Source organism: Burkholderia sp. BCC1993, assembly GCF_905339865.1.
Lineage (GTDB): Bacteria > Pseudomonadota > Gammaproteobacteria > Burkholderiales > Burkholderiaceae > Burkholderia.
The window spans coordinates 457,827-477,824 of sequence record NZ_CAJPGZ010000002.1; the positions used below are offsets into that span (position 1 = coordinate 457,827).

The window sequence follows — 19,998 nt, forward strand, 5'->3', positions numbered from 1 at the left end:
CTCCGTTCAGTGCAGCGTCGCGAGATACGCGGCGAGATCGTCGGCGTCGCGCGGCGCGAGCGCGAACGACGGCATCAGCGTCTGTGGCTTGATCTGCTGCGCCTGCGCGAGCCAGCGCCGCAGGTTGTCGGGCGTGTTGTCGAGCGTGCCGGCCGCGAGCAGCCGGCGCGACCCGAGATGCGACAGGTCGGGGCCCGCGTCGCCGGCCGCGCCGCTGCCGCGCACCGTGTGGCACCCCGCGCAGCGCGCGTCGAACACCTGTCGGCCGCGCTGCTCGGCACCGGCGGCGGGCGCGGGCGCCGGCTGCCGCTGGGCGGCGAGCCACGCGCGAAACGCATCGGGCGGTTCGGCCACGACCTCGAACGCCATGTGCGCGTGCTGCGCGCCGCAGTATTGCGAGCACTGTCCGCGATAGACGCCCGGCCGGTCGGCCTGCAGCCACTGGTGATTCGTCTGGCCCGGGATCGTCTGCGTCTTGCCGGCCAGTTGCGGGACCCAGAACGCATGGATCACGTCCGCACTCTTCAGTTCGACCGCGACGGGTTCCCCGACCGGGATGTGGATCTCGTTCGCGGTGACGAACGCGGCGCCGCCCGCGTCGCCCGGATAGCGGACAGCCCACCACCAGTCGTGCGCGGTCACGACGATCGTGAGCGTGGGCGGACGCGGCGGCGCTGCGACCACGCCGAGCACGCGCAGCATGTAGACCAGCGCGCCGAACAGCAGCACGATCGAGATCGCGGAGCCGGCCGTCACGATTGCCAGCCCGCTGCCGTGACCGCCGCTCGCCGGTGCGCGGCGGCGAAACATCGCGATCAGCAGCAGCACGGCGATCGTCACGCAGACGAACGTGCACAGCGCGAGCAAGGCCCAGCCGAGCACGAGCACCGGCCCCGCAGCGGGGCCGGCAGCATGCGCGACGTACGCGAGCGGCAGCGGGCCGGCGGGTGACGCCGAAGCGCCGGCCGCACGTGCTGCCCGCGGCGCGACGACGCACGCGGCCGCGGCGATACCGGGGATACCGGGGATACGGCACGCATTCATGAACGGCGGGACGAGCAACGGCGACTCCTTGCCGGATCCGGCGGCGTGACGACAAACCGTTCGCGGCGGAGCAAGTTCCGTGCGCGGCCGGCGTGTAGGCGTGCGTATGCGAGGCGCCCGGCGTTGTGCACGCAACATGCAGCGCGTTACAGCTGGCTTGTAAATCGGGCGACGGTTCGTCGTTGGGCGTCCGGATGCCGCGGCCCGTGCGATGGGCGGCACGCAGTTTGCTACGCCGATCGTGTTGCGGCCGGCAACCCCGGGAATGCCTCGGCGGCGTGCCGGCCACCGCGAAAAACAGGAGGAATCGACCGTGAGGACCGTCGCGATCACAGGTGCGAGTGCCGGGGTCGGCCGGACGACCGCTCATGCGTTCGCGCGACGCGGTGCGAACGTCGCGCGGCCTGCCCGCGATCCGCGCGCGCTGCACGACACCGCGTGCGAAGTGCGCGCGTATGGCGTCGAGGCGCTGCCGATCGCCGTCGACGTCAGCGCCGCCGCCGCGCGCGAGCTGAACCGGTGAGCGCGATGCGGATCGAGGACTACGCGCTGATCGGCGACGGCCGCAGTGCCGCGCTCGTCGCGCTCGACGGCAGCATCGACTGGCTGTGCTGGCCGGACTTCGACTCGCCGCCATGCTTTGCCGCACTCGTCGGCACGCCGGACAACGGCCGCTTCCGCATCGGCCCGCGCGAGCCGGGGGCCCGCGCGACGCGCCGCTACCTGCCCGGCAGCGCGGTGCTCGAAACGACCTTCGAGACGCCGTCCGGCTGCATCGTCGTGATCGACTGGATGAACTGGGCAGCGCCCGACCCGTGCCTGATCCGCAGCGTGCGCGGCGAGCGCGGCACGGTCGAGCTCGACGTCGATCTCGGCGTGCGCTTCGACTACGGCCACGCGCTGCCGTGGTGCCGCCGGCTCGGCCGGCGCTGGCGGATGATGACGGGCGGCGACGCGATGTGGCTCGATACCGACGCGCACCTCGACGTGCGGGACGACCGGCTCGTCGGCACGCAGCGGATCGCCGCGGGCGAGCGCGCGGATTTCTGCATCAGCTATGCGCGTTCATATGACCGGCCGCCGCCCTTGCCGGATGCGTACGCGTCGCTGCGCGACACGCTGGCGTCGTGGCATGCCTGGTCGAAGTGCAATACGGCGCAAGGCCCGTATCGCGACGCGATCGAGCGCGCGCTGATCACGGTGAAGCTGCTGTCGAGCGTGCGCACCGGCGGGATCGTCGCGGCGCCGACGAGCTCGCTGCCCGAATGCTTCGGCGGCATGCGCAACTGGGACTACCGGTACTGCTGGCTGCGCGACGCGAGCTTCACGCTGCGCGCGCTGGTGCGCTGCGGCTACCGCGACGAGGCGGCGCGCTGGCGCGACTGGCTGGTGCGCGCGATCGCCGATCATCCGGCGCAATTGCAGGTGCTGTACGCGGCCGACGGCGGCCGGCGGGCGGACGAATGGGAAGCCGCGCACCTGGCCGGTTACGAAGGCGCGCGGCCGGTGCGCTTCGGCAACGCGGCGGCCGAACAACTGCAGCTCGACGTCTACGGCGAAGTGCTGGCCGCGCTGTACCAGGCGCGCCGGCACGGGCTGCCGCCCGACGACGACGCATGGATGCTCGAGCGGCGGCTGCTCGCGCATCTCGCGACGATCTGGCGCGAGCCGGACGAGGGGATCTGGGAAGTGCGCAGCGGCCGGCACCCGTTCACGTCGTCGAAGGTGATGGTATGGGCGGCCGTCGAAAGCGCGTGCCGTTCCGCGCACGCGTTCGATCATCACGCGCCGCTCGACGCGTGGCGGCGCTGGGCCGACACCGTGCATGCGGACGTCCTCGCACGCGGCTACCACGCGAAACTCGGCCGCTTCGTCGACCGCTACGACGGTGACGGGCTCGACGTGAGCCTGCTGCTGATTCCGCTGACGGGGATGCTCGACGCGTCCGACCCGCGCGTCGCGGCGACGGTCGCCGCGATCGAGCGCGAGCTGGTCGAGGACGGGCTGCCGTTCCGTTATCGCCCGCCGCGCTTCGACGATGGTTGCGAGGGCAACGAGGGGGCGTTCGTCGCGGCCGGCTTCTGGCTGGTGCAGGTGTACCGGATGCAGGGGCGCGACGCCGACGCGCACGCGCTGTTCGAGCGGCTGCTGGGCCTGCGCAACGACGTCGGTCTGCTGGCCGAGGAGTACGACGTGAAGGCGCGGCGCATGTGCGGGAATTTCCCGTTTACGCTCGCGCAGGTCGGCTTGGTCAACGCGGCGCTCGCGCTGCAGGACGGCGGGGGCGACGACGTCGATATCGGCTGAGGTGGCGTGCCGCTCGGGGCGGGGTGACTCGACGCACGCTGCGCGCCGTCGCCGATCATCGCGATCACCGGGCGCGACGCAATGCGCGAACGTCGCGGCGATCGCGCAGCGTGACGAGATCGCGTTGGAACGCTGGTGGAAGGCGCACGGCACGACGCCGTGAGCGCCGGCCATCACGCGGTTCAGCGGTATCGACGGTTACTTTGCGGCGGGGCGCATCCATGCAAGTGGCGCAGGCATGACCGCGATGGGCGCGGCATTCCGGCGTTCAAGACCTCGACGAGCGACCTCTAAATTGCAACTAACGGTCCGGCACATTTCCGCCCACGACACGGATACGCGCGTGCCACGACAACGCGGCGTCGCCCGACGCCTATGCATGAACCGCTTGCAGGGGGGGCCGGATCCCGTTCCGCGCCGTTCGGGGGGGGCACGTCAACGATGCCCGCACCGGCTTTCACGCTCGGTGTCATCCGTTGCCGACGGCGTTCGGCGGTCGTGGAATTTTCAAGCGCTTGTCATTTCGATCGCCCCGTTGCAGAGTAAGCCACGCGGCCCGGATGCCGCACCGGCGTGCGCGCAACGCCTTCGCAGCGGCGGCGTTGCGGCGAGGAACGGCACATGCTGCCCGTGTCGACGAAGCCCGGCGGTCCCGGGTATCGACTACGGTGCTCCCATGACTTCCAGAACACGCTCGAACAACCCGTTGTTGAATCTCGCGGTGGCCGTCGCGTGCGGCGCGGCGGCGATGTATTTCCTCGATCCGGCGTCGGGCCGGCGGCGGCGCGCGTACGTGCGCGACAAGGCCGCCGCGGGCCGCCACGGCGTGGCCGACTACGCGAATACGCAGGCGAAGCGCGCAGCCGACCATGCGCGCGGCGCGATCGCGGGGCTGCGCGCCGACTGGCTCGCCGGCGACGCGGACGACGCACTGGTCGCCGAACGCGTGCATGCCGCGCTGGGCCATCTGGTCGGGCGTCCGCGCGACGTCGACGCGACCGTCGAGCACGGGCACGTGCGCCTGAGCGGGCAGGTGGAAGAAGCGGAACGGCATGCCGTCGTCGACGGCGTGGCCGCGCTGCGCGGCGTGCAGACCGTCGAGGACGCGATGGGCGCACGCAGCGAATACCAGGCGCCGCCCGGCGGCCCGACGCACTGACGGCGGCATCGGTTGCGCGCCGGCGGACGCGGTGAACGAAGCACGACACGAATCCGGCGCACGCGTGGCTGCCGCAACGTCGGCCGCGCCGCGCCTCATCCGGAGAACAGCTGATGACCGATCGCCCCTATCCCGCCACGACGCCCCCGACACCGGAGCCCGACGCGCACCACGCGCTCGAAAGCCTGCTCGGCAGCCTCCATCGGCACGGCTTCCTGCGCTTCGCGAACGAAGTCGTCAGCGCGAATGCGCAGATGGCCGAGACGTTCGTCGGCGCGTTCGACAAGCCCGGCACGCAAAGCGGCATGCAGAACCTCGCGGCACTCGTGACGGCGCTGTCGCGCATTCCGCCCGAGCAGTTCGGCAAGGCCGTGTTCGCGGCCGCCGACGCGATGCATCACATCGGCGCGTGGCAGCCGTCCGAGCACGAACACGTCGCGCCCGGCGTGCGCGGTGCGTACCGGCTGTTGCACGACGAAGCGCTGTGGGATGAGCTGACCCCGCTGCTCGAAGGGTTGAAGGTGTTCGCGCAAGGCCTCGCGCGCGAGCCGGAGAGTCCGGCGTCGTCCGCGCTCAGCGACAAGCCGGCGGACACCTGACGGCGGCGGGCGCACCGACCCGCAGCATGCAAGGGTTGTGCTGGCTCGCGATCGTTGCGCGTTTCTTCGTCGGCAGCGACAGCGGCATCGTGCCTAGTGGCACGCGCGCGAAAACAGCAGCGAATCGGCGTCGTTGAAGCGGATTCGCACCGGATCGGCATACCCGGCCTTTTGCGCGACGCGGATCGACGCGACGTTGGTCGGTGCGATCAGGCACACGCTGCGTTCGAACCGGTTCTGCGCATCGAGCCAGCCGAGCGCATGCGACAGCGCCTCGGTCGCATAGCCCTTGCCGTGTGCCCAGCTCGTGAGCGCCCAGCCGGCTTCCGGCACACCGCGAATCGGCGGCTCGACCGTGCGGTGGAAGTCGGCGAAGCCGAGATCGCCGACATAGCGGCCCGACGCTTTCTCGCGAATCGCCCAGTAGCCGTAGCCGAGCAGCGGCCACAGCCCGCGATACGCGAGCAGCCGCATCCACGAGTCGCGCGGCGCCGATGGCTTGCCGTTGAAGATGTGCTCGACGACGGTCGGCTCGGTCCACATCGTGGCGAGCGCGTCGAAGTCGCCGCGCGGATGGCCTTCGAGGATCAGGCGGGGCGTGTCGAGAACCGGCGGGGACGTGACAGGCGGCAGGGCGCGGGATGTCATCGGGCGTTCCATGAGGAAAGGAAGGCGAAGGCGGCACGGTGCGCCGCGCTCGGTCCCATACGATACCGCGGAAACCGCGGCGCGGCCGCAAATCCCCGCCGGCAGCGGGGCATGCGAATCGCATCGCCGGGATAGCCGTTGCCCGACGGGGCCGGCACGGGCTGGCAGCCGCGTAATGGCAGCGCGCCCGTGCCGGCCGTTTTCTGTTTCCTACTTCCGGCTTTTCAGGAAGCTGCGCCCGTGCGCGGTGATCGACGCCCCGGAACGGCCGTGCGCGGCATGGCTGACGAAGCCCGCGCCGACGAGTTCCTGCTCGACCGACCAGCCGAGCGCAGGCGCATCGCGGCCGTAGCGCACGTCGGCGAGGCGCTCGAGCGCCCAGATCGCGGACGCGGACAGGTTGGGGGTATTGGACGTGACGTTGTCGTTCATCGCTTCCTCGGGGACGGGTGATTCAGGGTGAACGGCACGAGGCCGTGGGATCGGGCGACGCGGCGCGCCGCGGCGTCAGCCCGCCTGCAGCAAGGGCAACAGAGCCTGCAGCGCGGCTTCCTCGTCGGGGCCGGTGGCAAGCATCTGCGCCGACGTGCCGCCATGCATCTGCAACGCCGCGATGGCCGTTGCGTCCTTCGCGCTGCCGCTGAGCCCGTTGGCAAGCAGCAGGATCTCGCTTTCGAAGCGGTGTGCCGCCGCGACGATCGCGTCGCGGGACGTGACCGCACGGCCGCGGTTCCATGCGGGGCCGATTTCAACGTAGACGACGGTTGCCACGATGCGGATCAGCCTCGGGAAAAGTCGCCGGAACGGCGTGCAATGGCCGGCCGGCGGCACGGCGGGAACACGCGGCGCGCGGCTTCCCGACGGGGCGCCACGCGCCGTGCATCGGGTGCCGGTGTGGCATTCATCTCGAACATGTCGACATCCTCAGCGAAACCGCCATCAAGTCCGGCGAATGATCGAAAGCTGACGATTATAATACGGCAACTGGATTATGTGTATTGCATTATAATGTCGTGTGCGCGTCGCGCTGCCCTGTCGATCCGTGGACGCAGCAGCGCGCGCGGTCCGGGCCACGTGCTTGCGTGCCCGGTATTTTTTTTCGATTGACCTGAACCCCCACCGAATGGAAGCTGCAATGAACGCCGCCCCCGCCTGCCCGCAATGCGCGATGGAAAACACCTACCCGGACGGCACGCTTTACGTGTGCGCGGACTGCGGCCATGAATGGTCGGCCGGCGCCGGCGCCGAAGCGGGCGACGAACCGGCGGGCGACGTCGTCAAGGACGCGAACGGCAACGTGCTGTCGGACGGCGATTCCGTCGTGCTGATCAAGGATTTGCGCGTGAAGGGCTCGTCGATCACGCTGAAGATGGGCACCAAGGTCAAGAGCATCCGTCTCGTCGGCGGCGATCACGAAGTCGATTGCAAGACCGACATGGGCGGCTTCATGCTGAAGGCCTGCTACCTGAAGAAGGTATGACCACGCGCGGTGCGACCGACGCTCCGATCAACCGGGCCTGCCGAGCATGAGCGAGGATCGAGCGTCCTATGACGCATTCCTGCAGTTCCTGGCGATGCCGTTGAACGACGGCCGTCCGTTCGTGCTCGAGACGAAGCACGCGGTGTCGCTGCACTTCGACCACTTCGGCACGCAGAGCTTCATGTCGCTGCAGGATCCGGTCAGGCTCGAACTCGGTTATACGCGCGTGATGATGGGTTTCCTGCTGCTGCAGCCGGTGCCGGCGCGCATTTGCATGATCGGGCTCGGCGGCGGATCGCTCGCGAAATACTGCTATCGGCACCTGCCCGACACGGCGATCGACGCGGTCGAGATCAACCCGGACGTGATCGCGCTGCGCGACGTGTTCAGGATTCCGCAAGACGACGCGCGCTTCGCGGTGGTCTGCGCGGACGGCGCCGACTACGTGGCAAGGCCGGAGGTTCGGGCGGACGTGATCCTGCACGACGCGTTCGTTGCCGACGGCATGCCGGGCAGTTGCACGGGGGTGGCCTTTCTCGACGCGTGCCGTGCGCGGCTGAGCGAAACGGGTGTGCTCGCGATCAACTTCATGGACGACGATCCGGCGTTGCCGCGGCATCTCGAGCAACTGCGCGCGGTGTTCGACGATTCGTATGCGCTGGTGCCGTGCGGCGACGACAACAACTTCATCGCGTTCGCGTGGAAGAACGGCAACCCGTTGCCGTCGCTGCGGATCCTGCTCGAACGCGCGCTGGGGTTCGGTTCGGCCGGCGCGCTCAAGCTGTCGTCCACCGCCCGGCGCATGAAGGCCGGGGAGGGCATCGATCCCGCGCGGCTCGTCTGGCGGGCGCGCGAACATGCACGATGGGAGATCTGCGCGTGACGGCGCCGGAGCTCGGCCGGGCTTACTTCACCCGCTTGCCGAGCGCGCTCTTCGTCTTGTACGTGACGCCGTGTTTGTCGAGATACTCGCGGATCAACTGACGCACGACTTGCGACGGCGTGAGATCCTGCTCCGCGCAGAGCAGGTCGAACGCTTCTTTCTTCGCGGGGTCGATCAGGACGGTCAGGCGGGCGGTTTTCGTTTCCATCGTGAGGCGGGCGTGGTCGATATGTTAATCAAATTATAATCCATCCGTTTTCGCTGCTCTGTCCGAATGCGCCATTGCGGTGTGCGGGCGAACTCGACGCCGACGTTCGCGCGTTGAGAACGGATCGTCGATCACGCGGCAAACATGCTAACCGGATTAGCATGCCCTGTTGGCCGTATGGGGCTTTAAGTACAATGTCGGACGTGGCTGCCGGCGCCGGCCTGCGCAAGCGGCGCAGGCGATTGCGCGATTGGTGCCGCGCTTCCGTTTCCATGCGGCCCGCGCGGGCCGTCACCGCGGCGCTGCCTGGCCGTTGCTTCGCCGTTACTACACGCCATTCCAGTATCCGCCTCATGACCCCGATCAAGTTCGTTCTCCGCTATACGGCGATTCCCTTCGCAGCCATCGTGGCCGTCGTGGTGTGGGCCGTCGTGCCGTCGTCGAAAGAGATCGACGCGCGGCAATATGCCGCGCTGTCGCGCGGATACGCGAGCTTTCCGCTACCGTTTCGGCATGAGATATCGGAAGCGATGGAGCAGGGCCGGATCAGCGACCGGCATTACCAGACGCTCGTGCGCGATTCGCTGGGTAATGGCGTGGCGCTGGACTGGCCGGCGTCGGGCGTCGCCGACGTCGCTGCCGAGCGGCAAAGGCTGGCCGAACTGCTGAAGACCGATTCGGGTCTGGAGGAACACAAACAATGAAGATTGCGCTGGTTTCGGCGGCTTTCGTGATGATTATCGGAAGCCTGGTTTTCGCGTTGTATTTCATGAATCACGACCGCGGCGGAAGCAAGCGGATGGCGTGGTCGCTGGCGGCGCGCGTCGGGTTGTCGATCACGCTGTTCCTGTCGCTGCTGATCGCGTACCGGCTCGGGTGGATCGAACCGACGGGGCTGCCGATCGGGCGGTGATGCGCGGCATTCGGTCGCGCGTCGACCGGCGCGCCGGGGGCCGGTGACCTGGATCGTCGATGCGATACGGGAGAACCGGCCGATCGAGCCGGGCGACCCGATCGCACCGGGCCTGCCGATCTTCACGCCGTAGCGATCGGGTATGCGCGCGACCTGGCCGGTGCGTTGCCGTGGCGAGCTCGCGCGTGCGTGGAGGCGAACCGTCAACCCACGACCAGATGAACGACAATCAGCAGCAGCGCAATGAATACGCCAAGCGCAACGAACGCGGCAATGACTACCGCGAACGGGTTGAGTTGCGTGGCATCCGCTTCGAGATTTTTTCGTTTGTTGACGCCGAGAAACGCCAGGAAGACCGCGCGGAACGCACGAACGATCTGGTCTTTACCTTTTTCAGTCATACAGTTTTCCTTCGCTCAATAAAAGTTGCAGGGATACCGATACCGCGTGTCGCGAAGCGCATGAGCATCCCGCTTCCGTTCGCACGCGGATCGTTTGGTCGTTTTGCGCCGGAGTCGTCTTGCGTTCGAACGAGACGACGTCACGGAGCCGGATATCCGGGCCTCATCGCCCGACTGAGGGATTGCCACGGGCATCCGCTTCAAGCTCCGCGTGATCGGCAAGCGGTCAAGATGCCGCGCAGCAAATCGACCGGAGGGGGCGGGCATCCGGGGATGGTCACGTCGACGGGCAGCACCGACGAAACGGGGCCGCACACCGCATAGCTGTCGGCAAAGATACCGCCCGTGCACGCGCACTCGCCGGCCGCGACGACGAGTTTCGGTGCCGGCGTGGCGTCGTACGCGGCAAGCACGGCGGCCTTCATGTTCAGCGTGACGGGGCCGGTCACGAGCAGCAGGTCCGCATGGCGCGGGCTGGCGACGAATTTGATCCCGAGCCCTTCGATGTTGTAGTACGGGTTGTTCAGTGCGTGGATCTCCAGCTCGCAACCGTTGCACGAACCCGCGTCGATCTGCCGGATGCACAATGCGCGGCCGAGGAGGTCGAGAATGTCCTGACGAATCTGCTGCGCCTCGTGTCGCCACGCGGCTTCGGTGGCCGGCACGGGTTCGTCCGGAAAGTCGGTGCGTGCGAATTGACGGATGAGTTGCCACATCAGAGATCGTGCCCCGCGTAGTTCAGGTTGAACGACTTGTTGATCAGCGGGAAATCGGGAACGATGTTGCCGATGATCGCGTGCTCGAGCGCCGGCCAGTTCTGCCAGGACGGATCGTGGCAGTGGCAGCGCGCGATGGCATCGCCCGATGCCGTCTCGAGCGCGACGAACACGTCGCCGCGCCAGCCCTCCACCCAGCCGATGCCCGCGGATGGTGCCGCCGCGGGCATGACGGCGGCGGCGATCGGCCCCTCCGGAAGATTCGCGAGCAGGCCGGTTATCAGGCGCAGCGATTCGTCGATTTCGGCAAACCGCACGGCGACCCGCGCGGCAACGTCGCCGCGCGCATCGCTGGCCGCCTGGACGGCCAGGTTGTGATACGGGGCCGGCCGCAGGTTCGCGCGCACGTCGAAGGTCTGGCCGCTGGCGCGGGCGGCCATGCCGCGCACGCCGAAATGCGCGACGACGTCGGCATTCAAGCGGCCGGTGCCGAGAAACCGGTCCTGCAGCCCGGACTGGTCCTCGTAGATCTTGCGTATCACGTGCACGTCGCGTGCAATGCGTTCGCACTGTTCGGTGAGGATCGCCGCGTCTTCCGGATCGATGTCGACGGCCAGCCCGCCCGGCACGATCCGATCCATCAGGTAGCGATGCCCGAAGACGCCGCCGTTGGTCCGGATCCAGTTCTCCTTGAGCCTCGAGAACTGCGCGAGACCGAACGCGAATCCGGCATCGTTGCCGAGCGCGCCGAGGTCGCCGAGGTGATTGGCGATGCGCTCGCGCTCGAGCAGGACGGCGCGCAGCACCAGCGCACGCGCCGGCACGGCCGTGCCGCATGCCTGCTCGAGCGCCATGCAATAGGCCCACGAGAACGCGACGGTCGAATCGCCGGCGATCCGGCCCGCAACGCGATGGCCGTTCGATGCGGCCGTCCGTTCGAACAGCCGCTCGACGCCGCGATGCACATAGCCGAGCCGTTCCTCGAGCCGCAGCACCTTCTCGCCGACGACGGAAAACCGGAAATGGCCCGGCTCGATGATGCCGGCGTGAATCGGCCCGACCGCGATTTCGTGCACGCCGTCGCCGGCAACCTGCACGAACGGATAATCCGCTTCGTTCGATTCGAATCGCTCGATGCCGGTTGCCTGCTTCTGCAGCGGAAAGTAGTCGTCGGGCCAGTTGCCGTGATTGAGCCACGGGCGCGTGTCGCGCGCATCGCGCGCGCGCAGGCCGGTCAGGTCGAAAATGGCGCGCTGCATCCGCGTTGCGGCGGGAAACACGCCCGCGAGATCGGGATAGTCGCCGTCGGCCCGCGGTTCCGGCCCGGTCGCGAGACGCGCCCACAGGACGCCGTCGTCGCATTCGTATGCCGCATTGACCGAAAATGCGCGCTCACGCGTTTCGCCGCCCCACATCGCGACGAGCCGGCTTCGTTCGCTCCGCGCGGCATGCGCGATGTCGAGCCATCGCGGTTCGTCCACGTCAACCACGGCAGCCGGAACCTGGCCCGCCGCGTGCTGAAGGCGCGTCGAGCCGTCCGCCTGAATCAAGTCGAGTCGCATCGTTCACCCTGCCAGCATCGTCGCCGCCTGGCGGTACCACATGGCCAGATAAGGCGGCACGTACAGGCCCAGCATCAGGCCGAGTCCCAGATGCACGAACACCGGCAGCAGCGCCGGCCGGTGTTCGAGCGGTGTCGCCGTCGTCGTTTCGCCGAACACCATCCGCTGCACGCGCGCGAAGATCGCCGCGAACGCGACGGCGAGCCCGAGCAGCAGCAACGGCGCGGTCCACGGGAGCGTGTTCATGGCCGTCGTCAGGATCAGGAATTCGCTCGCGAACACGCCGAACGGCGGCAGGCCGAGAATCGCAAGCGCGCCGAGCATCATGGCCCAGCCGACCGTCGGGCTGACCTGCAGCAGCCCGCGAATGCCGTCGATCGCCTGCGTGCCGGCCTTCTGTGCGGCGTGGCCGACCGCGAAGAAGATCGCCGACTTGACGAGGGAATGGACCGTCATGTGCAGCAGCCCGGCGAACGTCGCGATCGGGCCGCCGAGCCCGAATGCGAATGTCATCAAGCCCATATGCTCGATCGACGAGTACGAGAACAGGCGCTTCACGTCCTTCTGCCGGAACAGCGAGAACGACGCGATCAGGACCGACACGAGCCCGAACCCGACCAGCAGCCGCCCCGGCAGGCCATTGCCGAGCGCGCCGTCGGCCAGCACCTTGCAGCGCAGCACCGCATACAGCGCGACGTTCAGCAGCAGGCCGGACAGCACCGCCGAAATCGGCGTCGGACCTTCGGCGTGCGCGTCCGGCAGCCAGCTGTGCATCGGCACGAGGCCGACCTTGGTTCCGTAGCCGACCAGCAGAAACACGAAGGCGATCGACACGATCGTCGGGTCGAGCTGCGTGCGGACGGCGGCCAGGCTCGTCCACAGCAGCGCGTCGCCGTCGGTCAGCTGCCGGCTCGCGGCGAGGTACAGCAGGATCGTGCCGAACAGCGCCTGGGCGATGCCCACGCCGCACAGGATGAAGTACTTCCATGCGGCTTCGAGGCTCGCGGCGGTACGGTAGACGCTGACGAGCAACACGGTGGCGAGCGTGGCGGCTTCCATGGCAACCCACAGCACGCCGACGTTGTCGGTCAGCAGCGCGAGCAGCATCGCGAACATGAAGAGCTGATACATGCTGTGATAGAGCCGCATCCGCGCGGCCGTCATCCGGCCGCGGGCTTCCTCGATCTGCATGTAGGGCCGGGAAAACAGCGAGGTCGTCCAGCCGACGAACGCCGTGAGCGCAACCAGATAGACATTGAGCGGATCGACGAAAAACGCGCGTCCGAATGCGAACGACGGGCCGTGCTCGACGGTGCGCGCGGCCAGCACCAGCGTCGCCGCGAACGTCAGGAAGCTGAAGCCGACGTTCAGATGGCGCGCGACCCGGCTCGGCCGCACGCAGGCCAGGCACGCGGCGCCCGCGAGCGGCAGCCCGAGCACGGCGAGCACGACGTGGGCGTCATTCATCTTTGAGTTTCTCGAGGTGATGGATGTCCAGGCTGTCGAACTGCTCGCGAATCTGGAACATGAAGACGCCCAGAATCAGGATGCCGATCAGCACGTCGAGCCCGATGCCGAGCTCGACGATCATCGGCATGCCGTTGGTCGCGGCCGCCGCCGCGAAGAACAGCCCGTTTTCCATCGACAGGAAGCCGATCACCTGCGGAATGGCCTTGGCGCGCGTGATCATCGCCATGAACGACAGCAGCACGCACGCGAGCGCAATGCCGAGCGTGCCGCGCGCGACCGAGGTCGCGAGCTGGCTGATCGGCGCGGCGACATTGAACGCGACGATCACGAGGACGATGCCGATCAGCAGCGTGGTCGGGATGTTGATGAGCGGCTCGACGTCGGTCTTGACGTCGAGCCTGCGCACGAGCCGATACAGGAACCACGGGATCACGCCGACCTTCAGCACGAGCGTCAGCCCGGCGGACACATACAGGTGCACGTCGGCCGTGACGAAGCCGAGGATCAGGTTCGCCGACACGAGCGCGACGCCCTGCAGCGTATAGAGATGGATCAGGGACAGGATCCGGCGCTGGCTCAGCATCGCGAACGACAGCATCAGCAGCACGGCCGCGAGAAAATTGATCAGTTGTGTCGCGTAGGCGTGCATTCATGCCCCCAGCAGCAGGTGGACGAGCATGCCGATCACGGCCAGCAGGAAGGCCGTGGCCAGGAACTCCGGTACCCGGAAGATGCGCATCTTCGCGTTGGCCGTTTCGACCACGGCGAGCGCGACACCGCCTGCCGTCAGCTTGATGAAGAGCACCGGCACCGCCAGCAGCAGCGCGACCGGATCGCCCGCATTCGCGATGCCCCAGGGCACGAACAGTGCGAGACCGATGCACGAATACGCGAACAGCTTGAGGCTTGCCGCCCATTCCATCAACGCAAGGTGCCGCCCCGAATATTCGAGGATCAGCGCCTCGTGGATCATCGTGAGCTCGAGGTGGGTGGTCGGATTGTCGACCGGCAGCCGCGCATTTTCGGCCAGCGCGACCAGCGTGAACGCGATGCCGGCGAACGCCAGGCTCGGATAGATCGTGAGCTCGCCGCGGCCGAGCGTCGCGACGATGCTCGTCAGCAGCGTCGACTGCGTAATCAGCGAGGCCGACAGCAGCACCATCAGCAGTGCCGGTTCCGCGAGGAAGCCGATCAGCATTTCGCGGCGGGCGCCGAGCGTGCCGAACGCCGTGCCGACGTCCATCGCCGCGAGCGACAGCGCGACGCGCGCGAGCGCAAACAGGCCGACGAGCGCGATCGCATCGGCGGCGGGCGACAGCGGCAATTCGGTCGACAGGGTCGGCACGATCGCGCACGCGAGCGTCATGGCGGCCCAGACGACATAGGGCGCGCCGCGGAACACGGGGCTCGCGCCGTGCGCGATGACCGATTCCTTGTTGAACAGCTTGTGGAGCATCCGGTACGGCTGCCAGATGGACGGCGCGCGCCGGTTCTGAAGCCAGGCGCGGCATTGGTTGACCCAGCCCGTGAGCAATGGCGCGGCCGCGATCGCTATCACGATTTCGAGAGTCTGCGAGATGACGCCGGACAGGGTTACCATCGTCTCACCAACATCAGCAGCACGATCAGCACGACGAAACTGTAGGTCAGGTAAACCGCGATCTTGCCCGTCTGCAGGCGGCCCGCCCAGTCGGCGGCGCGTTGCGTGAGTGCCGCGATGCGCGCGTAGAGCGCGGACCAGGTGCGATCGGTCACCGACACCCGGTAGGCCGGCCGGGTGTCGAATGGCGACGGCAATTGCCGCTCGATGTGCAGCAGCGGTGCGAAGATTTCGCGGATCGGCTGCCCGAATCCTTCCGCCGTATCCTGCATGCGCGCGGTCGTGAAAGGGAAGCCGCAGCCCCACGGGGCCGCGCGGCGCAGCCGGCCGTGATAGAAACGCCGCACCAGCACCCACGCGAGCCCGCAGCAGGCGATGAAGAACAGCATGAACGCCGCCGGCATGTAGCTCGCGCGAGCGGCCGACACGGGCGCGAACAGCAGCCAGCCATGATTGTCCGCGCCGACGCCGGCGCCGACCAGCGTGTGCGTGACGCGATCCAGCAGCTTGACGAACTGGGCGGGCATCAGCCCGAGCAGCACGCTGGCGGCCGCGAACCAGCAGAACGCGAGCCGTTCCCACGTGTTCGCGTCGCGGGCGCGGTTCAGCTTCGCTTCTCTCGGTTGCCCGAGGAACACGATGCCGAAGAACTTGACCATCGTGTAGCCGGCCAGCGCGGCCGACATGGCGATCAACGCGGCGGCGATCGGCACCGTCATGGCGAGTACCGAATCCGGCAATCGCGGCGCGAACAGAAAGCCCTGCAGCAGCAGCCACTCGGCCACGAAACCGCTTAGCGGCGGCAGGCCCGCGCTGGCCGCGACGCCCACGAGCACGGCCCACGCGGTCCAGGGCATGAAGCGAATCAGTCCGCCGAGCCTGCCGAGGTTGCGCTCGCCGGTGGCGTGGAGCACGGCGCCCGTGCCCAGGAACAGCAGGCTCTTGAACGCCGCATGCGCAACGATCTGGTAGAGCATCGCGGTCAGCGCGAGCGCGGACAGGCTCGTCATCCCGTACGCGCGAAACAGCACCGCGAGACCCAGCGCAACGATCATCAGGCCGACGTTGTCGATCGACGAATAGGCGAGCAGGCGCTTCATGTCGACCTGGATGGTGCTGAACACCACGCCGAGCAGCGCGGTGCCGACCCCCAGCATGAGCAGCAGCACGCCCCACCACGCAATCTGCACGTGCAACAGGTCGAACAGCACGCGCAGCAGGCCGTACAGGCCGACTTTCAGCACGAATCCGCTGAGGAGCGCCGAGACCGGCGACGGCGCCGCGGGGTGAGCCTCCGGCAGCCATACATGCAGCGGGAAGATCCCCGCCTTTGCGCCGAACCCGACGAGCGCGAACAGGAAGGCGAACGACGCGGGCAACGCATCCAGCGACTGCGCGCGCAGGTTGGCGAAGGTGTAGTCGCCGGTGCGCGCCTGCAGAATGCCGAAGCAGAGCAGCAGCGCCAGCGCGCCGACGTGCGAGATCAGGAAATACAGGTAACCGGCCCGGCGGATCTCGCCGATCCGGTGGTTGGTCATGACGAGAAACGTCGCGGACAGCGTCAGCGTCTCCCAGGCGACCATGAATACATAGGCGTCGTCGGCGATCAACACCAGCGCGATGCTTGCGACGCAGACGTGGTATTCGAAGCAGATCAGCCCGGGCGCGGATCCTTCACCCTTGCGGAAATAGCCGGCTGAAAAGGCGCCGATCCCCGTGCTGACGAGGCCGAGCACGAACAGGAAATAGCCGGACAAGCGATCGAGACGCAGATGAAAGGGCAGGCCGGGAAGCCCGATCGGCAGCACCGCGGCAGACGGTTCGGCAAAGATGCCGGCGAGGCCCGCCGCGCCGACGAGCAGTCCGACCAACGCACCGAGCGGAAAGAGGCCGTGGGCAACCAGTCGCGTGCGGCGCAGCGCCCCGAGCCCCAGCGTGCCGACCGCGAGCCACGCGGCCACGGCCAGCAGGACGAAATGGACGACCGGCACGGGTGCCATCCGGAATGTCTCCAGTACGCTCGGGTTGGACGAGGTGGTTGGAACGGCCGCTTCTTCCGCGACCTGTTCCTGTCCGCATTATGACACCGAAAGACGAATCAGGATAACAAGGTATGATAATGCGGTTATCATGAAAGTCTCATGGCTCCCTGGATGGAACGGGCGACCGTGGCGGTGTGCCGCGGCGCTCCGGGCTCCGCTCGGGGCGTCGTTGTCTCCCGATCCGGGCGAATGAGGGAAGATCCTATGCCAGCGCAGTACTTCCGAAGCCTGACGGGAAAACACCGCAGCGCGGCCGCGAACCGCCAGCTCGGGTTTTCGCTTGCCTTTGTCGCTGGCGCAACCAATGCCGGCGGTTTCCTCGCGGTCAAGCAATACACGTCGCACATGAGCGGGATCGTGTCGGCGATTGCGGATCAGACCGCGCTCGGCGACATCCGGCTCGTGCTGGCCGGGGTGGGTTCGCTCGCGTCGTTTCTGGTGGGTGCCGGCTGCTCGGCCGTGCTCGTCAACTGGGGGCGGCGCCGCGGCCTGCAGAGTCAGTATGTGCTGCCGCTGCTGGTCGAAGCGGCGCTGCTGCTCCTGTTCGGGCTGCTCGGCAGCCATCTCGCGCTGTGGGAAGCGTTCTTCATGCCGGTCACGGTGATCTTGCTGTGCTTCATCATGGGGCTGCAAAACGCGATGATCACCAAGCTGTCGGGGGCGGAAATCCGCACGACGCACATGACCGGCATCGTGACGGACCTCGGCATCGAACTCGGCAAGCTCTTTTACTGGAATCGTTCAAGTGCCGATGTGCACGCGCAGACGGTGATCGCAAACCGCGCGAAGCTCAGGATTCATGCAACGATGCTGGCGTCGTTCTTCGTCGGGGGGCTGGCCGGCGCAATCGGCTTCAAGCATGTCGGCTACGTGTCGACCGTGCCGCTGGCCGCGGCACTCGTCACGCTGGCGATCGTGCCCGTTGTCGACGACGTGCTCGACTATCTCTATCGGCTTGACCGCCGGTCATGAGCCGGCACAAGGTGAAACGAAACCCGACTGCGCGTTGCCGGCGGCGGATCCTGCTCGAGGCGCTGTCGCCGAGCCTGGGCCACACGCGCGTGCCGAATGCTTTCCGGCGCGGTACGCAAGGGCCGATGCATTATAATTAAATTAGCATATTGCCGACTCTGCCCTGCAATGGAAACGAAAACCGCACGCTTGACCATCCTGATCGATCCCGCCAAGAAAGAGGCGTTCGACATGCTCTGCGCGGAGCAGGACCTGACGCCATCGCAAGTCGTGCGGCAGTTGATTCGCGAGTATCTCGAACAACACGGCGTGAGCTACAAGACGAAAAGCGCGCTCGGCAAACGGGTGAAGCGAAGCGCGGACTGAGTTCGCGAGCCGTCTGGACGTCGATTTCCCGGTGCGCATGCCGTGCGCATGCCAGGAGTCGGTATGGGCATCCTTCCGTGTCACGTACTTCGTGCCATCCGCACGGATCACCTTGAACCGGGCATCGTCCGCAGGAATCCTGAATACATCGCGTAGCGTGATCACGTCCGGATTGATTTCGATTGCGTCGATGGTCACGCCGGGCAGATTTCGATTACCCCGCTCCATGCCCGATCGATCCAGATAGGCAGGTCGTTGGTGGGGGCGCGTGCAGCGAACTGCAACGACAAGCGGGTTCGCCGTAGGTAAGCGCGCGACGTCACGCTTCCCAGAGAAAGCACGCCGTGAGCACGAAGCTGCCCGCGTCGGTCTTGCAATCGATCTCGTGATCGCCGCCGACGATCCGGATGCTTTTTACCTTGCTGCCCATTCTCAGCGTGGTCGATGAACCCTTGACGCGCAGATCCTTGATCGGCACGACCATGTCCCCGTCCTCGTCCGGCGGCACGTTGCCGTTCGCGTCCTTGACTACTCGCCCGGCCGATTCGTCAGCGGATTCGATGCCGGCGCCCGCCGACCGTTCATGACTTCAGTCCGCGCACACATGCAGTGTGCCGTCCGGGCAGGTGTTTCCCATTGCGCATTGCGGGCAGGCGGGGGCAGCGTTCGAGGCTTCCCTGGGACGGATTCGAGCCGGCTGGCGGCAAAAGCGGGCGGATGCCTGCCTCGCCGGAACGGGCGCCGTGCCGGCGGCTCGCAAGCGGCCCGACCCGGGGGCGGGCGCACACATCATTATAATGAAATACACATTCTATGAATGCTGTCTTATAATTCAGCCTTGCCGCCGATCGCCGGAATTGAGGGCGGATTCGCGGAGGTAGCCGACATGTTCGATCTGGATGGGATGCTGCTGTTGCCCGATCGGCGGCCCATATCCCTGCCGGAGGTCGCGGGGAGCCGGGGGCTTGTCGTGGTGGGCGTCGGGCGCGGTGGCGAGCGCGGCTTCCAGATGGTCCACCGCTTCCATGATGTGGGCGAACGGCTCGCGGCAGCCGGTATTCATCTGGCCTTCGTCTATCCGCGGGAATCGGCTCGGCATGTGATGGATCCCATCTCGGTGGCCAGTGCGCGGTTCCGGCACCACCCGCGCCTGCTGCTCGATGCGGATGGCTGCTGTTTCGTGCAGGGCGTGCCGCCTCGATTGCTCCGTGCCGTGTATCTGAGCGGCGCAATGCAGCGTCTCGCCGGTTTCGAAATCGACGTGCGCAACGCGGCATGGGAAACCGAGTTCCAGGCGTTCCTGATGGCCTGCCGGATCGCCACGTCCCACTGAATACCAGGATCCATCGGCACACGCGAGGAACATGGCAACCGTCGTTTATTTCGAAGCAGGTCCCGCCTGGAGCCGGAACGGTGCGACCGCCGTGCGCGATGCGCTCGTGGTCACGGCGCGCCGTTTCGACAGCGACATCCTGCTGATCGCCAATGGGCGGCGCGGGAATGCCAAGGACGGCATGGCCATGTCATCGCTACAGGTGCGTCGCGGCACGTCCGCGCAAGTCCTTGCAAGCGGCCCGGACGAAGAGGCGGCGCTTCATGCGCTCTTGCCCTTGCTTCAAGAGGGCTGA

The 19,998-nt window shown here is 67.3% G+C and carries 23 protein-coding genes and 2 pseudogenes; 12 read left to right on the forward strand and 13 right to left on the reverse strand.

Translation table 11 applies throughout. The annotated features are described in order from the left end of the window. Window positions 1-6: 6 nt before the first annotated feature. A complete protein-coding gene (gene coxB / locus U4Y91_RS04890; protein WP_321803788.1) occupies window positions 7-1,044 on the reverse strand; it encodes a cytochrome c oxidase subunit II in 1,038 nt (345 codons plus the stop codon). Between the two features lie 313 nt (window positions 1,045-1,357). Here coxB and U4Y91_RS04895 point away from each other — a divergent pair. The 4 genes and pseudogenes from U4Y91_RS04895 to U4Y91_RS04910 all read left to right on the forward strand — a co-directional run. Continuing rightward, window positions 1,358-1,549, forward strand: a pseudogene (locus U4Y91_RS04895) (SDR family NAD(P)-dependent oxidoreductase); the annotation flags it as partial. A gap of 23 nt (window positions 1,550-1,572) precedes the next feature. Further along, a complete protein-coding gene (locus tag U4Y91_RS04900; protein WP_321803727.1) occupies window positions 1,573-3,351 on the forward strand; it encodes a glycoside hydrolase family 15 protein in 1,779 nt (592 codons plus the stop codon). A 676-nt stretch (window positions 3,352-4,027) separates the two neighbouring features. After that, a complete protein-coding gene (locus U4Y91_RS04905; protein ID WP_321803729.1) occupies window positions 4,028-4,510 on the forward strand; it encodes a BON domain-containing protein in 483 nt (160 codons plus the stop codon). 113 nt (window positions 4,511-4,623) lie between these two features. Continuing rightward, window positions 4,624-5,109, forward strand: coding sequence for a DUF1641 domain-containing protein (locus U4Y91_RS04910; RefSeq protein WP_321803731.1), 486 nt, complete (start codon window positions 4,624-4,626; stop codon window positions 5,107-5,109). 93 nt (window positions 5,110-5,202) lie between these two features. Here the strand turns inward: U4Y91_RS04910 and U4Y91_RS04915 are convergent, their stop codons facing one another. The 3 genes from U4Y91_RS04915 to U4Y91_RS04925 all read right to left on the reverse strand — a co-directional run bounded on the left by U4Y91_RS04915 (window position 5,203) and on the right by U4Y91_RS04925 (window position 6,528). Beyond that, on the reverse strand, window positions 5,203-5,757 hold the full coding sequence (locus U4Y91_RS04915; protein WP_321803733.1) for a GNAT family N-acetyltransferase: 555 nt from the start codon (window positions 5,755-5,757) through the stop codon (window positions 5,203-5,205). Window positions 5,758-5,967: 210 nt separating this feature from the next. Next, complete coding sequence (locus U4Y91_RS04920; protein ID WP_321803735.1) at window positions 5,968-6,189, reverse strand: hypothetical protein; 222 nt, start codon at window positions 6,187-6,189, stop codon at window positions 5,968-5,970. Between the two features lie 75 nt (window positions 6,190-6,264). Beyond that, window positions 6,265-6,528: an HPr family phosphocarrier protein gene (locus U4Y91_RS04925; protein ID WP_321803737.1), complete on the reverse strand. Its 264-nt coding sequence runs from the start codon at window positions 6,526-6,528 to the stop codon at window positions 6,265-6,267. Between the two features lie 364 nt (window positions 6,529-6,892). On the opposite strand from U4Y91_RS04925, the gene U4Y91_RS04930 reads away from it, so the two are divergent. Continuing rightward, on the forward strand, window positions 6,893-7,237 hold the full coding sequence (locus U4Y91_RS04930; protein WP_044843445.1) for a zinc ribbon domain-containing protein YjdM: 345 nt from the start codon (window positions 6,893-6,895) through the stop codon (window positions 7,235-7,237). A 46-nt stretch (window positions 7,238-7,283) separates the two neighbouring features. Further along, the gene (locus U4Y91_RS04935; RefSeq protein ID WP_124528647.1) at window positions 7,284-8,120 is read left to right on the forward strand and encodes a spermidine synthase; all 837 of its coding nucleotides are present in this window, start codon (window positions 7,284-7,286) and stop codon (window positions 8,118-8,120) included. Between the two features lie 22 nt (window positions 8,121-8,142). Here U4Y91_RS04935 and U4Y91_RS04940 read toward each other — a convergent pair whose 3' ends face one another. Then, the gene (locus U4Y91_RS04940) at window positions 8,143-8,328 is read right to left on the reverse strand and encodes a ribbon-helix-helix protein, CopG family (protein ID WP_124612086.1); all 186 of its coding nucleotides are present in this window, start codon (window positions 8,326-8,328) and stop codon (window positions 8,143-8,145) included. 353 nt (window positions 8,329-8,681) lie between these two features. Between U4Y91_RS04940 and U4Y91_RS04945 the strand changes: the two genes are divergently transcribed. Both U4Y91_RS04945 and U4Y91_RS04950 read left to right on the forward strand, forming a co-directional pair. Beyond that, entirely contained in the window at window positions 8,682-9,032 is a 351-nt protein-coding gene (locus tag U4Y91_RS04945; protein WP_044843448.1) for a hypothetical protein, read from the forward strand. Next, entirely contained in the window at window positions 9,029-9,241 is a 213-nt protein-coding gene (locus tag U4Y91_RS04950; protein WP_044843449.1) for a DUF2909 domain-containing protein, read from the forward strand. Before U4Y91_RS04945 ends, U4Y91_RS04950 begins: the two co-directional genes overlap by 4 nt. 203 nt (window positions 9,242-9,444) lie before the next feature. On the opposite strand, the gene U4Y91_RS04955 is transcribed toward U4Y91_RS04950, so the two are convergent. The 7 genes from U4Y91_RS04955 to hyfB all read right to left on the reverse strand — a co-directional run bounded on the left by U4Y91_RS04955 (window position 9,445) and on the right by hyfB (window position 16,990). Then, window positions 9,445-9,642, reverse strand: coding sequence for a DUF2970 domain-containing protein (locus tag U4Y91_RS04955; RefSeq protein WP_257772380.1), 198 nt, complete (start codon window positions 9,640-9,642; stop codon window positions 9,445-9,447). A gap of 200 nt (window positions 9,643-9,842) precedes the next feature. After that, window positions 9,843-10,358 (reverse strand): NADH-quinone oxidoreductase subunit B family protein, encoded by a 516-nt coding sequence (locus U4Y91_RS04960; protein ID WP_044843451.1) that lies wholly within the window; start codon window positions 10,356-10,358, stop codon window positions 9,843-9,845. After that, window positions 10,358-11,920, reverse strand: coding sequence for an NADH-quinone oxidoreductase subunit C (locus U4Y91_RS04965; protein ID WP_321803741.1), 1,563 nt, complete (start codon window positions 11,918-11,920; stop codon window positions 10,358-10,360). The genes U4Y91_RS04960 and U4Y91_RS04965 overlap by 1 nt, the downstream gene beginning before the upstream one ends. Window positions 11,921-11,923: 3 nt before the next feature. Then, window positions 11,924-13,387, reverse strand: coding sequence for a hydrogenase 4 subunit F (locus U4Y91_RS04970; RefSeq protein ID WP_321803742.1), 1,464 nt, complete (start codon window positions 13,385-13,387; stop codon window positions 11,924-11,926). Beyond that, window positions 13,380-14,039, reverse strand: coding sequence for a formate hydrogenlyase (locus U4Y91_RS04975; RefSeq protein ID WP_044843454.1), 660 nt, complete (start codon window positions 14,037-14,039; stop codon window positions 13,380-13,382). The genes U4Y91_RS04970 and U4Y91_RS04975 overlap by 8 nt, the downstream gene beginning before the upstream one ends. Further along, window positions 14,040-14,990, reverse strand: coding sequence for a respiratory chain complex I subunit 1 family protein (locus U4Y91_RS04980; protein WP_044843455.1), 951 nt, complete (start codon window positions 14,988-14,990; stop codon window positions 14,040-14,042). Continuing rightward, window positions 14,984-16,990, reverse strand: coding sequence for a hydrogenase 4 subunit B (gene hyfB / locus U4Y91_RS04985; RefSeq protein ID WP_321803744.1), 2,007 nt, complete (start codon window positions 16,988-16,990; stop codon window positions 14,984-14,986). Before hyfB ends, U4Y91_RS04980 begins: the two co-directional genes overlap by 7 nt. A gap of 246 nt (window positions 16,991-17,236) precedes the next feature. Between hyfB and U4Y91_RS04990 the strand changes: the two genes are divergently transcribed. Both U4Y91_RS04990 and U4Y91_RS04995 read left to right on the forward strand, forming a co-directional pair. Continuing rightward, complete coding sequence (locus U4Y91_RS04990) at window positions 17,237-18,004, forward strand: YoaK family protein (protein WP_044843457.1); 768 nt, start codon at window positions 17,237-17,239, stop codon at window positions 18,002-18,004. A 168-nt stretch (window positions 18,005-18,172) separates the two neighbouring features. Beyond that, window positions 18,173-18,370 carry a ribbon-helix-helix protein, CopG family gene (locus tag U4Y91_RS04995; RefSeq protein ID WP_044843458.1) on the forward strand — a complete coding sequence of 66 codons (198 nt, stop codon included), beginning with the start codon at window positions 18,173-18,175 and terminating at the stop codon, window positions 18,368-18,370. A 319-nt stretch (window positions 18,371-18,689) separates the two neighbouring features. On the opposite strand, the pseudogene U4Y91_RS05005 reads toward U4Y91_RS04995, so the two are convergent. Then, window positions 18,690-19,007: pseudogene (locus tag U4Y91_RS05005) on the reverse strand (alkylphosphonate utilization protein). Between the two features lie 249 nt (window positions 19,008-19,256). Here U4Y91_RS05005 and U4Y91_RS05010 point away from each other — a divergent pair. Next, entirely contained in the window at window positions 19,257-19,703 is a 447-nt protein-coding gene (locus U4Y91_RS05010; protein WP_321803745.1) for a hypothetical protein, read from the forward strand. 31 nt (window positions 19,704-19,734) lie between these two features. After that, complete coding sequence (locus U4Y91_RS05015) at window positions 19,735-19,998, forward strand: HPr family phosphocarrier protein (RefSeq protein ID WP_321803747.1); 264 nt, start codon at window positions 19,735-19,737, stop codon at window positions 19,996-19,998.

What these genes read in the sequence shown, in the direction of transcription:
- U4Y91_RS04955 (WP_257772380.1), bottom strand. Translation starts at nt 9,642, where the DNA reads ATGACTGAAAAAGGTAAAGACCAGATCGTTCGTGCGTTCCGCGCGGTC.
- U4Y91_RS04900 (WP_321803727.1), top strand. Translation starts at nt 1,573, where the DNA reads ATGCGGATCGAGGACTACGCGCTGATCGGCGACGGCCGCAGTGCCGCG.
- U4Y91_RS04960 (WP_044843451.1), bottom strand. Translation starts at nt 10,358, where the DNA reads ATGTGGCAACTCATCCGTCAATTCGCACGCACCGACTTTCCGGACGAA.
- U4Y91_RS04990 (WP_044843457.1), top strand. Translation starts at nt 17,237, where the DNA reads ATGCCAGCGCAGTACTTCCGAAGCCTGACGGGAAAACACCGCAGCGCG.
- U4Y91_RS05015 (WP_321803747.1), top strand. Translation starts at nt 19,735, where the DNA reads ATGGCAACCGTCGTTTATTTCGAAGCAGGTCCCGCCTGGAGCCGGAAC.
- U4Y91_RS04965 (WP_321803741.1), bottom strand. Translation starts at nt 11,920, where the DNA reads ATGCGACTCGACTTGATTCAGGCGGACGGCTCGACGCGCCTTCAGCAC.
- U4Y91_RS04940 (WP_124612086.1), bottom strand. Translation starts at nt 8,328, where the DNA reads ATGGAAACGAAAACCGCCCGCCTGACCGTCCTGATCGACCCCGCGAAG.
- U4Y91_RS04905 (WP_321803729.1), top strand. Translation starts at nt 4,028, where the DNA reads ATGACTTCCAGAACACGCTCGAACAACCCGTTGTTGAATCTCGCGGTG.
- U4Y91_RS04935 (WP_124528647.1), top strand. Translation starts at nt 7,284, where the DNA reads ATGAGCGAGGATCGAGCGTCCTATGACGCATTCCTGCAGTTCCTGGCG.
- U4Y91_RS04980 (WP_044843455.1), bottom strand. Translation starts at nt 14,990, where the DNA reads ATGGTAACCCTGTCCGGCGTCATCTCGCAGACTCTCGAAATCGTGATA.
- U4Y91_RS04950 (WP_044843449.1), top strand. Translation starts at nt 9,029, where the DNA reads ATGAAGATTGCGCTGGTTTCGGCGGCTTTCGTGATGATTATCGGAAGC.
- U4Y91_RS04975 (WP_044843454.1), bottom strand. Translation starts at nt 14,039, where the DNA reads ATGCACGCCTACGCGACACAACTGATCAATTTTCTCGCGGCCGTGCTG.
- U4Y91_RS05010 (WP_321803745.1), top strand. Translation starts at nt 19,257, where the DNA reads ATGTTCGATCTGGATGGGATGCTGCTGTTGCCCGATCGGCGGCCCATA.
- U4Y91_RS04920 (WP_321803735.1), bottom strand. Translation starts at nt 6,189, where the DNA reads ATGAACGACAACGTCACGTCCAATACCCCCAACCTGTCCGCGTCCGCG.
- coxB (WP_321803788.1), bottom strand. Translation starts at nt 1,044, where the DNA reads ATGAATGCGTGCCGTATCCCCGGTATCCCCGGTATCGCCGCGGCCGCG.
- hyfB (WP_321803744.1), bottom strand. Translation starts at nt 16,990, where the DNA reads ATGGCACCCGTGCCGGTCGTCCATTTCGTCCTGCTGGCCGTGGCCGCG.
- U4Y91_RS04930 (WP_044843445.1), top strand. Translation starts at nt 6,893, where the DNA reads ATGAACGCCGCCCCCGCCTGCCCGCAATGCGCGATGGAAAACACCTAC.
- U4Y91_RS04910 (WP_321803731.1), top strand. Translation starts at nt 4,624, where the DNA reads ATGACCGATCGCCCCTATCCCGCCACGACGCCCCCGACACCGGAGCCC.
- U4Y91_RS04995 (WP_044843458.1), top strand. Translation starts at nt 18,173, where the DNA reads ATGGAAACGAAAACCGCACGCTTGACCATCCTGATCGATCCCGCCAAG.
- U4Y91_RS04945 (WP_044843448.1), top strand. Translation starts at nt 8,682, where the DNA reads ATGACCCCGATCAAGTTCGTTCTCCGCTATACGGCGATTCCCTTCGCA.
- U4Y91_RS04915 (WP_321803733.1), bottom strand. Translation starts at nt 5,757, where the DNA reads ATGACATCCCGCGCCCTGCCGCCTGTCACGTCCCCGCCGGTTCTCGAC.
- U4Y91_RS04970 (WP_321803742.1), bottom strand. Translation starts at nt 13,387, where the DNA reads ATGAATGACGCCCACGTCGTGCTCGCCGTGCTCGGGCTGCCGCTCGCG.